The organism is Paramylibacter ulvae (genome assembly GCF_014652655.1).
In the GTDB taxonomy this organism is placed as follows: Bacteria; Pseudomonadota; Alphaproteobacteria; order Rhodobacterales; family Rhodobacteraceae; genus Amylibacter; species Amylibacter ulvae.
Window position 1 is genome coordinate 272,121 of sequence record NZ_BMZF01000002.1, and the last position, 14,830, is coordinate 286,950.

Consider the following 14,830-nt stretch of genomic DNA (forward strand, 5'->3'; position numbering starts at 1 on the left):
TCAAGATGCCAAAAGTTACCAAAGCCGTTTTTCCCGTTGCTGGAATGGGAACGCGTTTTTTGCCCGCGACGAAATCTATTCCCAAGGAAATTTTGACACTGGTTGATCGCCCATTGATTCAATATGCAATTGACGAGGCACGCGATGCAGGTATCGAGGAATTCATATTTGTAACATCGCGAGGAAAGTCCGCACTTGAGGATTATTTTGATGCCGCACCTGAATTGGAAAATTCCCTGAAATCCCGTGGAAAATGGGATTTACTGGAAGAGTGTTATAAAACATCAATGGAATGTGGCGAAATTTCATATGTGCGCCAAACGCAACCCCTAGGGCTTGGTCATGCAGTTTTATGCGCGCGTCGTTTGATCGGGGATGAACCTTTTGCGGTTATCTTGCCAGACGATGTGATTGCATCTGAAAAATCGTGTTTGAAAGAAATGATTGATGCCCATGAACAAACGGGTGGCAATATTGTTGCGGCGATGGAGGTTCCATTCGATCGCACCGATGCATATGGCATTTTGGATGTAAAACATGACAATGGAAAACTGGTGTCCGTCAAAGGGTTGGTTGAAAAGCCAGATGTTGATAAAGCGCCATCAAATCTGGCGGTGATCGGGCGGTACATCCTGACCCCAAGTATTTTGGATCAATTGGCTCAAACGGGCGAAGGTGCTGGAAATGAAATTCAGCTTACCGATGCCATTGGTTTGGAATTGCGTGCACGTGGAAATGTTTATGGGTTTCGTTTTGACGGTGAACGGTTCGATTGTGGTTCCAAGGCCGGATTTTTACAGGCCAGCATTGCATTTGGCCTGTCCCGTCATGATTTGCGCGATGATTTGATGGACTATTTGGTGCAAATGGTTGAAACACGTCGCGCTGCGCAATAGATTTGCAAAATTGTATAGGTGGTGAAATGGGGCGCTGTTGACAGTATTATTGGATATCACGCGCACCGTTTCACGGATGAGCCAAGGATTGGTTACTGGTGTTGATCGGGTCGAGCTTGCCTATATCGACGAAATTGGCCGACGGTTTCCAGATGCATTGTTTCTGACCGCACTGGGTCGCGATTTTGCTCTCATTTCGCCCACTAAGTTTATCGCCATGAAACAAAAGATTGCGCAACGCATTTTGCCCAACGCGAGGGGTCTTGATCGGTTGCGGTTTCGACTGAACAGCGATCAACGTAAATTGCGAAGCGAAATTCGATGCCTCGCCATATCATTTGGAAAATGGCGCGTACTTGCAAATGCATTGCACCGATCGTTCCCTGATGGGTTTGAATATTACAACACGGCCCATTCAAATTTGACCCAGCAATGTTTTCAACAAATCCAACGCGGGGGATGTTCAAACATACATGTTTTCATTCATGATATGATCCCGCTGGATTTTCCACAGTATTGCCGCATTGATACCCCAGCGGTTTTTTTGCAAAAAATGCGAACTGCCCAAAAATTTGCAGACAGGATTATTGTAAATTCCAACCAAACCAGAAGCGCAGTTCATCATCATTTTTCGAAATGGGGCGATGTGCCAAAAATCTGTGTTGCCAAGCTGGGTATTCATAATGCGGATGCTCAAAGCGATGAAAATTTTGGCAACGGGCGGCCCTATTTTGTGGTTTTGGGTACAATTGAACCACGCAAAAATCACATGGTTTTATTTGACGTTTGGCAAAAATTTCAGGAATCCATTCCCGCAGAGCAAATGCCTGATCTGTTTGTTATTGGGCGGCGGGGATGGGGCAACGCGGATGTTTTTCGTTTTTTGGATCAGTCATCGCAAATTGAGATGAATATTTTTGAAAAAGAAGGATTGCCCGATCATGTTGTTGCGGCGGCGGTAAGTGGCGCACATGCATTGTTGTTTCCCAGCTTTGCCGAAGGATATGGATTGCCAGCGATAGAGGCCATGGCGCAAAATATCCCAACAATTTGTAGCGATCTTGTAGTGTTTCGTGAATGTGTTGGCGATTATCCAACCTATGTACCTGCAACAGATGTTGATCAATGGTACGCTGCGATAAAATCCCGCTTGGAAATTGGGAAAAAACAAGCAAAACTAACGGCCATAGAATTGAAATTAATTGATGAATCAACTTGGACGGCACATTTTAATACTGTGTTCGCCGTAGAATTTCCTTAATCAGTATCCAGTTTAGGATGATCATGAAGTTTTGGGATCAATATAGATTGCGATTAGAGCGCAAACGCCGACGGGCCAGATCGCTGCGTAAACGCAGAGAACTGACGCCTGCTGCGTTGAACGTTTCGAAAATCCAAAAAAACGATGTGATTTTGTTTTCTACATTGCGCAACGAAAAAATACGGCTGCCGTTCTTTTTTGAATATTACCGTAAAATGGGTGTGAACCATTTTTGTCTCGTCGATAACGGTTCGGACGACGGCACGCTGGAATATTTGATCAGCCAGCCAGACGTATCCGTTTGGCATACAACGCGAAGCTATAAACGCGCTGGGTTTGGTATGGATTGGTTGAATGGATTGCTCGGTGCCTATGCGGTTGGTCATTGGTGTTTGATTGTGGATGTCGATGAATTTTTTGTTTACCCGCATTGTGATACCCGCCCCATTCAGGCGCTGACGCATTGGTTGGATCAATCGTCCACGCGTAGTTTTGGCACGCAATTGGTGGACACATATCCCAAGGGAAAAATATCAGAGGCACATTACCGTCCCGGCGATAATCCGATGACGGTTTCGGATCATTTTGATGCGGGGAATTATTATTACGAACGGAACCGCAAGTACGGAAATTTGTGGATCCAAGGAGGCGCACGTCAGCGAGGGTTTTTTGCCGGACGTCCCGCATTCGCGCCCGCGTTGAACAAAATACCGCTGGTGAAATGGAAGCGTGGGAATGTGTTTGTAAGTTCGACACATAACCTGTTACCGCGCAGTTTGAATTTGGTTTACGCGCATAACGGCGGACAGCGTGCGTCTGGTTGTTTGGTGCATACGAAATTTTTGGAAATGTTCAGCACCAAAACCAAAGAAGAATTGGCGCGAAAACAGCATTACGCGGCTAGCCGTGAATACAATTCGTATTCAAAACACCGTGGCGGTAAACACGATCTTTGGAATGGCCAATCTGTAAAGTATAAAGATTGGCGCCAATTGGAAACGCTTGGTCTGATGTCATCAGGGGATTGGGCGTAATGGAGCTTGGCTTTGTCATACTCGCGCATGAAAATTTGCACCGTGTTGGTGCGCTGGTAGAGTATTTGGCAAACCAAAACTGTGCCGTCAGTTTACACATTGATGCACACACGCCAATCGATGCAAGCAACGAATTGCGGGATCGTTTCAAGGCGAACAAACATGTCATGTTCACGGATTCTATTCATTGCGAATGGGGTCGTTTTTCGTTGGTTCAGGCCAGCCTGAGCGCCGCAGAATTGTTATTACAAAGGCATCCGAACATTGGGCATGTCGCGCTAATTTCTGGTTCTTGTTTGCCGATCAGGCCGATCAAACAATTCAAACATTTTCTGTCACGTCACAAAGCGACGGACTTTATTCAATCCGTATCTGTTGAAAAAGATAAGTGGGTTCAGGATGGTCTGAACGAAGAACGCTTTACGTTGTTTTTCCCAGTATCTTGGAAACGGCATCGCTATACATTCGACAAATTGGTTCAGGCGCAACGTTTGTTTGGCGTGAACCGCCAAATCCCAATTCATATTGAGCCACACACTGGTTCACAATGGTGGTGTTTAACGGGGCATACATTGCGCGCGATTGTGAATGATCCAAACCGTGGGGTGAATGATTCATATTTCAAACATTGCTGGATCCCAGATGAATCCTACTTTCAAACACTGGTTCGCAATCATTCCGAGCGTATTGAATCGCGCAGCCTGACATTTGCCAAATTTGATGCACAAGGAAAACCGTTTATTCTGTATGACGATCATCTTGATGCCATTTCAAAATCAGACGCATTTTTTGTACGCAAGGTGTGGGCGGGTGCTGATGAAATGTATGCGCAATTACTGGCGGAAAACCGTGACAAGGTTCCAATGTCAAAGGTGGGTGCGAAATCAATTGATGAACATTTTGAACTCGCGATTGAACGCCGTACATCGGGCGGTGTCGGTTATTTTAATGCGGGACGATTCCCTGGTGGCCATGCTGGTTCACTAGGTCAAACAGTGGCGCCGTTCGCCGTGCATTACGGATTAAATGATCTCTATCCTGATATTACAGAATGGCTTTGCAAATCTAGCGATATGGTTTGCCACGGGCATTTGTTCCACCGACAGAAAGTTGAATTTGCGACGGGGGCGAAAAATTTTCTGGGGGGATTGGACGGAAATGTGAAAATTCGCAATCGTAATCCATATGGATTTTTGCAAAATATTCTGTGGAATGATCGTACGAACAAACATAGTTTTCAATTTGATTTGCGTGATCATCAAGCGGTGCGCACCCGTCTGATACAGGATCATAATGCGCGTATAATTGTCATACGCGAAGGTTGGATATTGAAATTTCTAGCTGCGAAAAAACTGGGCAAAGATGTGCCGTCATATGCGCGACAGCTACAAGATATGGAGCGTGCTTTCCTGCTTGAATTGGAACAGCAAGACACAAGGGCACAGATCACCATGTTTAACCTGCAAGAAGTTTTGGAAAATCCGCGTGATATTTTAACGTGTGCATTAGGAATTTTGGATGATGTCGCGAAACCTGCGTTGATAGATATGCCAAAGATGGTTGATCTGCAGGGGGTGAACAAGGCAATTCGAGATTTGAAAAATGCAGGGCTGACGTTGGAAACAGTTGCACTGGTGAAATCAGCCGGCGAAAAACGTAGTGGGGAAATGCCACGTTCCACACCGAAGTTGGTTCAATAATGGCGGATGGAAAATTCAAATATTTTGTGCTGCTGGCGGAAATGCGCACGGGTTCAAATTTATTTGAAAGCCACATCAACGGGTATGACGAATTGTCGTGCCATGGTGAATTGTTCAATCCAGGCTTTGTCGGGTATCCGTTAAAAGACTCTGTTGTTGAGATGGATCTAAAAACCCGCGAGCGCGATCCATTTTTATTACTACGCAATTTGGTGGAAACAGTTACAGATACACTGCCAGGTTTTCGTTGGTTTTCGGATCATGATCGGCGGGTTTTGGATTTTTGTTTGGAAGACGAAGAATGCGCAAAAATTCTTTTGACGCGCAATCCAGTGGACAGTTTTGTTTCCCAAAAAATTGCGGAACAAACCGATCAATGGAAAATGGGTGATTTACACAGACGTAGAAAGGCGATGGTGCAATTTGATGTTGAAGAGTTCAAAATGTACATCGCCAAGCGTGATGCCAATACCGATCATATCGAGAAATCTTTGCAATCATCGGGACAAGCGGCCTTTCGTTTGAAATACGAAGATCTAAATACAATAGATGCGATGAACGGTGCGGCGCAATTCATTGGAGCGCGCAAATTGCAAAAGACGTTGTCGCAAAAAATGGCACGCCAAAACCCCGAACCGTTATCGCAAAAGGTTTCCAATTTTGATGAAATGATGCAGTCGATCGCGTCAATTGATTTTACCAGCCTGCGCGAAGAATCCATGTCTGGTGCGAAGTATCAATTGGATGTGAAACAGTTTTACTGTGGCAACGTATCGCCGATGTTGTATTTTCCGGTCGGAATTACCGTGCGAAATCATGTTTTGGACTGGATGACGGGGCATGATTCATCCGTGGCAAACAACCAAAACAAAGCCGTTTTGAATGACTGGTTAAAATCAAAAAACAACCGATCTGTTTTTAGTGTTTTGGATCATCCCGTGGATCGTGCGTACAAGGCGTTTTACGATCACATTTTTTTAAATGGCGCATCCGTATTCCCATGGATTAGAAAAAATTTAATCCAATATTATGACGCGCCGCTGCCTTCTGATGAACAGATGGAAAATGCCACCCGCGAAACATTAATTGCAGACGGATATACCACCGAGCAGCATGCAAAAGCATTTGAATGTTTTTTGAAGTACCTTAAGGGCAATTTAAACGGCCAGACCCGCGCACGGATTGATCCGTGTTGGGCAAGCCAGTTTTCGGTGCTTGCGGGTCTGTCTGAATGGGTGCAGCCAGATGTAATAATCCGACCTGACCAATTGCAAGATTCATTGGGGTTCATAGAAACCAAGCTGGGACTAAAATCAATCACGCTGCCAGAGGCGGATCAACCAGATCATATGTTCACGCTGTCCGAAATTTATGATGCAAAGGTGGAAAAGCTCACCCGTGCGGCATATCAAATTGATTATAATCGGTTTGGATTTAGCGATTGGGCCTAACCGTGGGGTTAGGCCGCTTGATGAGTCATCACTTCGGTAAGCAGGCTGTACAAAGTGTTGGAATCACTATTGGCGCGCAGTTTCGAGCAGATATTTTCTGAACGCAAGGTGCGTGAAACCAATGCCAACGCTTTGAGGTGCTCTGCACCTTCTTTTTGGGGCGCTAAAATGGTGAAAATTAGATCAACAGGCTGACTGTCCATCGAATCGTAATCGACAGGTTTTTCCAAACGTGTGAACAGACCAAAAACGCGGTCAATTTCGTCAAAGCGCGCGTGCGGAATCGCTACGCCACGCCCAACGCCAGTTGAGCCAAGCTTTTCACGTTCCAGCAAAGCAGCCAAAACAACCTCGGCACTGATGCCATAGTTGGATTCCGCCTGCTCGCTGATATCCTGTAACAGGCGCTTTTTACTGCTTGTTGATTGAACAAACCGCACTGCGTCTTTTTCCAAGATGTCTTTCAGTTCCATTTTATGCCTCTATTAGCTAGGCCGCCCCTATTTCATGTTTTCGGGGTCAATCCAACCAATATTCCCATCTTTACGCCGAAACACCACGTTCAAACCATCGTGGCCTTCGTTTTTAAAAAACAATACCTGTTCGTCGGCCAGTTCCATTTGCATGACAGCCTCCCCAACGGACAGCGATTTAATCTTCGTTTCCATTTCTGCGACAATTATGGGTTGCAGTGATTCAGGTTCGCTCGCCTCTGCAGTATTCCCGTCGCTGGCGAGGATATACGACGAAGCGCCCATAAACTCAACTGGTGTTGTGCGTGTATTGTGATGATCTTTCAATCTGCGCTTGTACCTACGCAGCTGTTTTTCCATTTTTTCGGCGCAAATATCAAAGGATTCATATATCTCATTAGCGCGCGAATGTGCATTGACCGTGAGCCCAGTGGACAAATGAATGGTCGATTCACATAGAAATTCATGTCTGTCTTTGGAAAAAGTAATCACCGCATCGGTTGGTCGTTCGGCATATTTATCGATAACTTCGCCCAATTCCGATTTCACATGGGTTTGAAGTGATTCGCCAATGTCGAGTTTTTTTCCACTGATTTGATATCGCATGAATTCTCCTGTTTTGATGGTAGCGATGGGGTGTCTATCGTGGTTTTTATCCTCCTTTTTTGTTGTTTCATCACGCAATCCCCCCAGATGACATCTGTCAAATGAAAGGGTAGTTGTGTGTTTTTCGGATAGACATGTCACTAATCTAGGACTCAAACAGTTACCAAACAATATTGATTTTCAAAATTTTATGGCAGATAGTTGCGTTGCAAAATGTGGATTTTGACACTGATTCCAAAGTTAACAAAATCTAAATTTTGAAATCTTCACCCAGATAGACACGCCGCACATCTTTGTTTGCGACCACTTCTTTTGGTGTGCCGCTCATCAAAACCACGCCATCATGCAAAATATATGCACGATCCACGATTTCGAGTGTTTCTCGAACGTTATGATCGGTGATCAACACGCCGATATCGCGTTTCTTTAGCTGTGAAACAAGCGCGCGAATATCACCCACCGCAATGGGATCAACGCCTGCAAATGGTTCATCAAGCAGGACATAATTTGGATTGCTGGCCAAACAGCGTGCAATTTCAACGCGGCGCCGTTCACCACCTGAAAGCGCCACAGCAGGTGATTTTCGTATGTGATTAATGGAAAATTCATCCAATAATTGTTCCAAACGTGCTCGGCGTTTGCGTCGATTGGGTTCCCACAGTTCGATCACTGAACTGATGTTTTTTTCCACGGACAGTCCACGGAAAATGCTGGCCTCTTGCGGCAAATAACCAAGCCCAAGGTTTGCGCGGCGATACATCGGTAAATGGGTTGCATCCAAACCATCGACGATGACGGTTCCCAAATCAGGTGCAATTAAACCTGCAATCGCGTAAAAACATGTGGTTTTGCCCGCGCCATTTGGGCCAAGCAACGCAACGACTTCGCCGCGGCTTAATGATAGGTTCACATCACGCAGCACAATTTTCTCTTTGTACGATTTACCCAAACTGGCAACCGTTAAACCGCTTGGATGTTCACCTTGATGTTGCGTGTTGGTTTTCATTTCAATTGGGCGAGATTACAGTTTTTACATTGCCAGATACGGTCGCCTGGTTTGTCGTTAGATTTAAGCGTAGCGTATCACCCGAAATTGCGTTGGATCCTTGCAGCAATAAAACATTCCCCGTCAAAATCACCATGTTCGAATTTACATTGAAATTGGCGTTTTGCGCTTCGGCGGATTCTGCGCCATTGGTGAATACAACGCCCCCGTTCGCAACAATGTCGGAAACAGTTTTGCCCGTTGCATCGTAATGCACCGTAATTTTATCGGCACCAAATCGCACAACCCCCTGTGCAACCTTGGCGTTGCCCTCAAAAATCGCAGAGTTGCTGGCCTGTTGCACGGTTAAATTATCTGCAGTGACCTGTACGGGTTGTTGAGTGTCATGGGTTGGCCCAGACAGTGACACGCCCGTTTGCGCCATAATAGGCGATGAAAATAGGACAAGCGAAGTAATGGATGCGATCAATATGTGTTTCATTATCTACTCGGCACTGTTGGTATCTGTAGGGGTATATATCAGCTTTACCCCCCCTTTGAACAGCAGAACCGCCTGTCCGCCTTGGGGCGCGATATCAAGGTTTTGAATGGCCTGAAGCGAGCCCGCCTCGATTGATCCAATCGGGCCTTGTGCGATGACTTTGTTTGGGCTTTCGGCATTGCCAGTTTTGAAATCGAAAACCAAATGCTGTGTGCGCGCGGAATATCCGTTTGAAGTATCCATGCTGACATCACCAGTGAGCGTAGCGGATTTGTTTTTGATATTGATCACGCCATCTGTTGCTTTGGAAACAATGTTCAAACCCTTTTTGGTATTGATTTCTGCATTGGGGAACAGCAAATCAATACGATCTGGGTTGGGCGCATCTGGCAATGCTTCTTTGGCAGAAACGGTGAATGCTTCACCTGATTGTGTGACGCCGGCAAAATGGGGTTTGGTGATTTTTTGTCCCGTTGCCAATTCTGCCATTTCAGCATTGGTAAAAATCAAACCTTCACGGATTGCATCGGATTTCGTGAACAAAAAGATACTGCCAAACAATCCAATGGCGACAACGGGCAAAACGAATTTCGCCAGCGCGACAAATTTTGAATATGTATCTTTTTGTGCCACAATTACATATGCGCAAAAATGTCGGTTTCTGGCCAGCCAGCCAAATCTAATGTGGCACGTGTGGGCAGAAAATCAAAACAAGCTTGGGCGATTTCGCGGCGCCCCTCGCGTTTCAAACGAACGTTCAATTCATCCATCAACCCATGCAGATACAACACATCGCTGGCCGCGTATTCGATTTGCGCATCTGTCAAATTATCCGCGCCCCAATCTGAGCTTTGCTGTTGTTTGGAAACGTCCACCTTGAGCAATTCCTGCAATAGGTTTTTAAGCCCGTGACGATCCGTATATGTCCGCACCAATTTTGATGCGATTTTAGTGCAATAGACGGGCGCGGTACGCACACCAAAATGATTTTCGATCGCCGCGATGTCAAACCGAGCGAAATGGAACAATTTGATTTGATCTGGATTGGCAAATAATTTGCACAGGTTTGGTGCCGATGTTTGGCCTTGGGCGATTTGCACGACATGCGCGTCACCATTACCATCGGACAATTGCACGACGCATAACCGATCGCGATGTGGGTTCAATCCCATGGTTTCTGTATCGATTGCCACCACTGGGCCAAGATCCAAATCGTCGGGCAAATCGCCCTTGTGCAAATAGTTCGTCATTGTCGCTCTTCTGATGTCGCCGCGTTAGGTTAATCGCAAGGCTCTATATTTACGGTGTTTTTCGGTATAATCAACTCGCCATTGTCGTGTTGTTTTGGTTTCAGGTGCTTTACTTGCATTTTTTCGATGGCTAGACGCTGAAATTTATCAATCTATACCTAACTAGTGAACTACAACCAAAGGCAAATGCGACGTGAACACAACAGATCAGATCGAAGTTAGCTTTTTCCTCGGCGCGCATCGGGTTGCATTGCATTATCTCAATCGGTGTATGCTGCAAAACGCGGAAATTCTAGCGAGCGAAAATATCGTCGTACCAACGGCCAAGGCTGGTGCAGGTGCCGTGTCGCAAATGATTGTGAACACCAATAAAGGCCAATCACTATCAGAGGCACGCGAAGAGTTTTTTCAAAGACTTATGGGGGATGTCGAAAACCCAAAGCGATTGGTTGTGATGACCAATAGCATTGCAGGTTCCATTCGCACCCCGATTGTTAATACACAGGCATATGCCCCGTTAGCATCACGAAGCGTTCGCTTGCACGAGATTTTTGAACAAGGTTCGCTGCGGTTATTTTTTGGAATTCGCAATCCTGCCAATTTTGTAATTTCTGCGTATAGTGAAATCGCAAGGCTTGAAAAATCTATGCCGTTTCAAAAATACATTGAACGCATGGATATCGACCGATTTCGCTGGTCTGCAACGTTTGAAAAATTGTTGAAAACAACGCCTGATATCAACCTGTCTGTTTGGAAATACGAAGAACTTCACGATATTTCGCGACGACTGATTTGCGAAATGACAGGTTTTTCCGAACCAGGAAAATTGGAATTCGAAACGCGCCCGATAAATACGGGGCTTTCGCTAGAGGGGGGTGAATTGTTGCGCGAATATCTGGGAAATTCACCCGATATTACAGATGACGAAATGAATAATATCATGCGCGAATATACCGAAAATTACCCAAGCAGTGAAATGCCGCGCCATCACGATGTGATGACGCCAGAACGTATTCAACAAATAACCTATGGGTATGATGACGATTGGTATTATATTCGTCGCATGGAAGGTTTAAACACAATTACAACGCCGGACAATCTGGCTGGCTAGGGGATATTCGTGCGCATATTATTAACAGGTGGCAGTGGCATGTTGGGCCAAAGTTTGCGTGACATTGCCGCGCGTGAATTTCCAGACCACGAAATTGTTGCGCCGACACGCTCACAATTAATGTTAACGGATCGTTCAGCGGTAGCGAATTTCATGGAAAACGGTGGGTTCGACGCGGTTATTCACGGCGCAGCCCGCGTTGGTGGTATTCAGGCAAATATTGCCCATCCCGTTGAATTTCTTGCGCAAAACTTGCAAATGAATGATGCCGTCATCATGGGCGCCTACGAGGCAAAAATCGAACGCCTGTTTTTTCTTGGGTCATCTTGTATGTATCCCAAGGATTACAAACAGCCACTCAAAGAAGATTATATTTTACAAGCGCCGCTTGAACCCACAAACGAAGGCTACGCATTATCAAAAATCACGGGCGCGCGTTTGTGCGAATATATTTCAGTGCAACGCGGATATGCCTATAAAACACTGATCCCGTGCAACCTGTTTGGTGAAAATGACCATTTTGGGTCAGACGCCAGCCATCTGATCGCCGCAATTGTTACAAAGATATCAGATGCGGTGAATAACGATAAGGATACGGTTGAAATATGGGGATCAGGGAAGGCGCGGCGCGAATTTTTACTTGTTGATGATTTGGCGCGTTTCATTTTGCAAAATATTGACAAGGGGCATAATTTGCCCGCGTATTTGAATACTGGATATGGGCATGATCATTCAGTTTTTGAATATTATCAAATGATTGCAGGTCTTTTCTCATTCAAAGGTGAATTTACTTTTGATATCAGCAAGCCAGAGGGAATGATGGCAAAACTTATGGATAGCAGCATCGCGAAAGAACACGGATGGGGTCCCGTAACACCCATTAACCAAGCCTTAGAACAAATTGTTCACAAATTTCAAATGCAGACACAGGACTGATCAATGTTTTACCCGCTCGCAAATACCACTTGGGATGATGCCGAACATACCGCGTTACAAGATGTCATCGCATCTGATCGGTACACGATGGGCGCAAAGGTGCGCGAATTCGAGGAAAAATTCGCCGACAAATTTGGCAAGAAATACGCGATTATGACTTCTAGCGGATCAACGGCAAACTTGTTGGCGATTTCGTCGGCGTTTCATCATCCCGATTTGGGCTTGCGGCCAGGGGATGAGGTGTTGGTGCCTGCGGTCAGTTGGTCCACTACCTATTTCCCGATTACGCAATCTGGTTTGATGTTGCGGTTTGTTGATATTGATCCTGAAACGCTGAACATTGATCTGAACAAGATCGAACAGGCAATTACCCCACGAACCAAAGCTGTATTTGCCGTGAACCTGTTGGGAAACCCTGTTGAGGCGGACAAATTACGTACATTATGTAAGGCGCACAACTTATTGTTAATGGAAGATAATTGTGAATCAATGGGGGCAAAATATGATGGTGAACAGGCGGGCGCATTTGGATTTTGCGGCACGTTTTCTACGTTTTTCTCGCATCATATTTGCACGATGGAAGGTGGCGTTGTCATCACCGATGATCGCAAAATGTATGACACGATGTTGTCCATGCGTGCGCATGGTTGGGTACGTGATTTGCCATCTGATACGCATTTACCGATGGACCCTGATCCATTCGTGCGCCAGTTTCGATTTGTTCTGCCTGGGTACAATCTGCGACCCATTGAAATGGAGGGTGCGCTGGGCATCCCACAACTCGCGAAACTGGATGGTTTCGTAAGTGAACGGCGTAAAAACGGTAAACAATTCCAAGACTTATTCAGCGACCTTGATTTTGTTGATATCCAACAAGAGCGCGGCGAGAGCAGCTGGTTTGGCTTTGCTATGATTTTAAGGGGCAAAATGAAGGGTAAGCGTGGATTGTTGGTTGATGCTTTCAAAGACGCCGAAATTGAATGTCGCCCGATTGTGACAGGCAATTTTTTGAAAAACCCTGTGATTGAAAAATTACCACATTCCGTCGGTAGCCCCATCACCGCCGCAGAAGATGTGGATGTTGACGGGTTGTTTGTTGGCAATCACCATCACCCCATCCCTGAACAATTGGCGCGGTTGCGCCAGGTTGTTCAGGATGTCGCGGACAAAGCATAGGATGATACATGGCTCATAAACTCTATCCTGTAATTTTATGTGGCGGCTCTGGTACGCGGTTGTGGCCAATGTCGCGTAAATCTTATCCAAAACAATTCGTGTCGATGTTTGGCAAAGAAAGTTTGTTGCAATCAACGGTGCGCCGTTTTGCGGGCGCTGGGTTTGAACCACCCTTGATGTTATCAAACAATGCGTTTCGTTTTTTGGTGGGCGATCAATTGGCGCAACTGGACGCGGGCCCATCTAAAATTGTGATTGAACCATCAATGCGTAACACCGCACCCGCAATCGCGGCGGCGGCGGTGATTTTGGCAAAACAAGACCCAGATGCATTGATTCTTGTCGCGCCATCCGATCACGTAATCGAAGATGAAGCCGCATTTCAAACAGCCGTGAACGTTGCCGCCGATGCAGCGGCCAAGGGTGCGTTTGTGACATTTGGTATTCGCCCAACACGACCCGAAACGGGGTTTGGATATATTGAGTTGGACGCGGCACCTGATGGAAATGTGCCAACCGCATTACCATTTGAAAAATTCGTTGAAAAACCAGATGAAAAAGCGGCCGAAAAAATGGTGGCGTCTGGTCGATACCTCTGGAATTCAGGCATGTTCATGTTTTCTGCTAATGCAGTGTTGGCCGCATTCGAAAAACATGCCCCAGCAGTGTTAGATGTAGTAAAACTGGCGGTGAAAAACGGCGCGGAAGACCTCGATTTTTTCAGGATGTCGCCGGATTATGATAGGGCTGATAATATCAGCTTTGATTATGCGATCATGGAAAATGTATCGGGTGTAACCGTTCCACTGGATTCAGGTTGGAATGATCTAGGAAGCTGGAAAACCGTTTGGCAAGAGGCTGACAAAGACGACGACGGTGTTGCTTTGGGCGATACGGCCACTGCGATTGATTGTGAAAATACATTGCTGCAATCACGCGGTGATCAGGTGCAAATAGTGGGCATTGGTTTGAAAAACATCGTGGCCATCGCCATGCGCGATGCGGTGTTGGTGGCCGATATGGATCAGGTACAGTCGGTGAAACAAGCCGTGGAACATTTGAAATCCATTAATGCGCCACAGGCCGAAGAATTTCCAAAATGCCACCGTCCGTGGGGGTGGTACGAAACGCTTGCTCTTGGTGATCGGTTTCAGGTGAAAAACATCATGGTGAAGCCAGGTGCACAGCTAAGCCTTCAATCACACGTGCATCGTTCGGAACATTGGGTTGTTGTGGCAGGAACGGCGAACGTTACGGTGGATGATCGCGTGGATTTGTTGACTGAAAATCAATCGGTATATATCCCCCTTGGTGCGGTGCATCGGCTTGAAAATCCAGGCAAAGTTGATTTGCACCTGATCGAGGTGCAAACAGGTAGCTATCTTGGCGAAGACGATATCATTCGCTACGAAGACATTTATGCGCGGGTTTAACCGCCCAAAGGAGAAA

At 46.0% G+C, this 14,830-nt stretch carries 15 protein-coding genes; 9 read left to right on the forward strand and 6 right to left on the reverse strand.

Going from position 1 to position 14,830, the window contains the following annotated elements:
• Window positions 1-5: 5 nt before the first annotated feature.
• Genes galU through IE094_RS06090 form a run of 5 tightly spaced genes read left to right on the forward strand, consistent with a single transcriptional unit; the run spans window position 6 to window position 6,342 of the window.
• A complete protein-coding gene (gene galU, locus IE094_RS06070) occupies window positions 6-896 on the forward strand; it encodes a UTP--glucose-1-phosphate uridylyltransferase GalU (protein WP_189639690.1) in 891 nt (296 codons plus the stop codon).
• 37 nt (window positions 897-933) lie between these two features.
• Window positions 934-2,157 carry a glycosyltransferase family 4 protein gene (locus tag IE094_RS06075; RefSeq protein ID WP_189639691.1) on the forward strand — a complete coding sequence of 408 codons (1,224 nt, stop codon included), beginning with the start codon at window positions 934-936 and terminating at the stop codon, window positions 2,155-2,157.
• Window positions 2,158-2,180: 23 nt separating this feature from the next.
• On the forward strand, window positions 2,181-3,191 hold the full coding sequence (locus tag IE094_RS06080; protein WP_189639692.1) for a glycosyltransferase family 2 protein: 1,011 nt from the start codon (window positions 2,181-2,183) through the stop codon (window positions 3,189-3,191).
• Window positions 3,191-4,891, forward strand: coding sequence for a DUF5927 domain-containing protein (locus IE094_RS06085; protein WP_189639693.1), 1,701 nt, complete (start codon window positions 3,191-3,193; stop codon window positions 4,889-4,891). The genes IE094_RS06080 and IE094_RS06085 overlap by 1 nt, the downstream gene beginning before the upstream one ends.
• A complete protein-coding gene (locus IE094_RS06090) occupies window positions 4,891-6,342 on the forward strand; it encodes a nodulation protein NodH (RefSeq protein ID WP_189639694.1) in 1,452 nt (483 codons plus the stop codon). The genes IE094_RS06085 and IE094_RS06090 overlap by 1 nt, the downstream gene beginning before the upstream one ends.
• A gap of 8 nt (window positions 6,343-6,350) precedes the next feature.
• On the opposite strand, the gene IE094_RS06095 is transcribed toward IE094_RS06090, so the two are convergent.
• The 6 genes from IE094_RS06095 to IE094_RS06120 form a co-directional block, all read right to left on the reverse strand.
• Window positions 6,351-6,815, reverse strand: coding sequence for a PTS sugar transporter subunit IIA (locus IE094_RS06095; protein ID WP_189639695.1), 465 nt, complete (start codon window positions 6,813-6,815; stop codon window positions 6,351-6,353).
• A gap of 27 nt (window positions 6,816-6,842) precedes the next feature.
• Window positions 6,843-7,421 carry a ribosome hibernation-promoting factor, HPF/YfiA family gene (hpf, locus tag IE094_RS06100; protein ID WP_189639696.1) on the reverse strand — a complete coding sequence of 193 codons (579 nt, stop codon included), beginning with the start codon at window positions 7,419-7,421 and terminating at the stop codon, window positions 6,843-6,845.
• A 250-nt stretch (window positions 7,422-7,671) separates the two neighbouring features.
• On the reverse strand, window positions 7,672-8,427 hold the full coding sequence (lptB, locus tag IE094_RS06105) for an LPS export ABC transporter ATP-binding protein (protein ID WP_189639697.1): 756 nt from the start codon (window positions 8,425-8,427) through the stop codon (window positions 7,672-7,674).
• 1 nt (window position 8,428) lies between these two features.
• Window positions 8,429-8,908 carry a lipopolysaccharide transport periplasmic protein LptA gene (gene lptA, locus IE094_RS06110; protein WP_189639698.1) on the reverse strand — a complete coding sequence of 160 codons (480 nt, stop codon included), beginning with the start codon at window positions 8,906-8,908 and terminating at the stop codon, window positions 8,429-8,431.
• 3 nt (window positions 8,909-8,911) lie between these two features.
• Window positions 8,912-9,541, reverse strand: coding sequence for an LPS export ABC transporter periplasmic protein LptC (locus tag IE094_RS06115; protein ID WP_189639699.1), 630 nt, complete (start codon window positions 9,539-9,541; stop codon window positions 8,912-8,914).
• 2 nt (window positions 9,542-9,543) lie between these two features.
• The gene (locus tag IE094_RS06120) at window positions 9,544-10,158 is read right to left on the reverse strand and encodes a ribonuclease D (protein WP_189639700.1); all 615 of its coding nucleotides are present in this window, start codon (window positions 10,156-10,158) and stop codon (window positions 9,544-9,546) included.
• 193 nt (window positions 10,159-10,351) lie between these two features.
• Here IE094_RS06120 and IE094_RS06125 point away from each other — a divergent pair, with 193 nt between their 5' ends.
• From IE094_RS06125 to IE094_RS06140, 4 genes are read left to right on the forward strand one after another with little or no spacing between them, the layout of a single operon-like run.
• Window positions 10,352-11,269 carry a hypothetical protein gene (locus IE094_RS06125; protein WP_189639701.1) on the forward strand — a complete coding sequence of 306 codons (918 nt, stop codon included), beginning with the start codon at window positions 10,352-10,354 and terminating at the stop codon, window positions 11,267-11,269.
• A 9-nt stretch (window positions 11,270-11,278) separates the two neighbouring features.
• On the forward strand, window positions 11,279-12,205 hold the full coding sequence (locus IE094_RS06130; RefSeq protein WP_189639702.1) for an NAD-dependent epimerase/dehydratase family protein: 927 nt from the start codon (window positions 11,279-11,281) through the stop codon (window positions 12,203-12,205).
• A 3-nt stretch (window positions 12,206-12,208) separates the two neighbouring features.
• A complete protein-coding gene (locus IE094_RS06135; RefSeq protein ID WP_189639703.1) occupies window positions 12,209-13,381 on the forward strand; it encodes a DegT/DnrJ/EryC1/StrS family aminotransferase in 1,173 nt (390 codons plus the stop codon).
• An 8-nt stretch (window positions 13,382-13,389) separates the two neighbouring features.
• Entirely contained in the window at window positions 13,390-14,814 is a 1,425-nt protein-coding gene (locus IE094_RS06140) for a mannose-1-phosphate guanylyltransferase/mannose-6-phosphate isomerase (RefSeq protein WP_189639704.1), read from the forward strand.
• Window positions 14,815-14,830 lie beyond the last annotated feature (16 nt).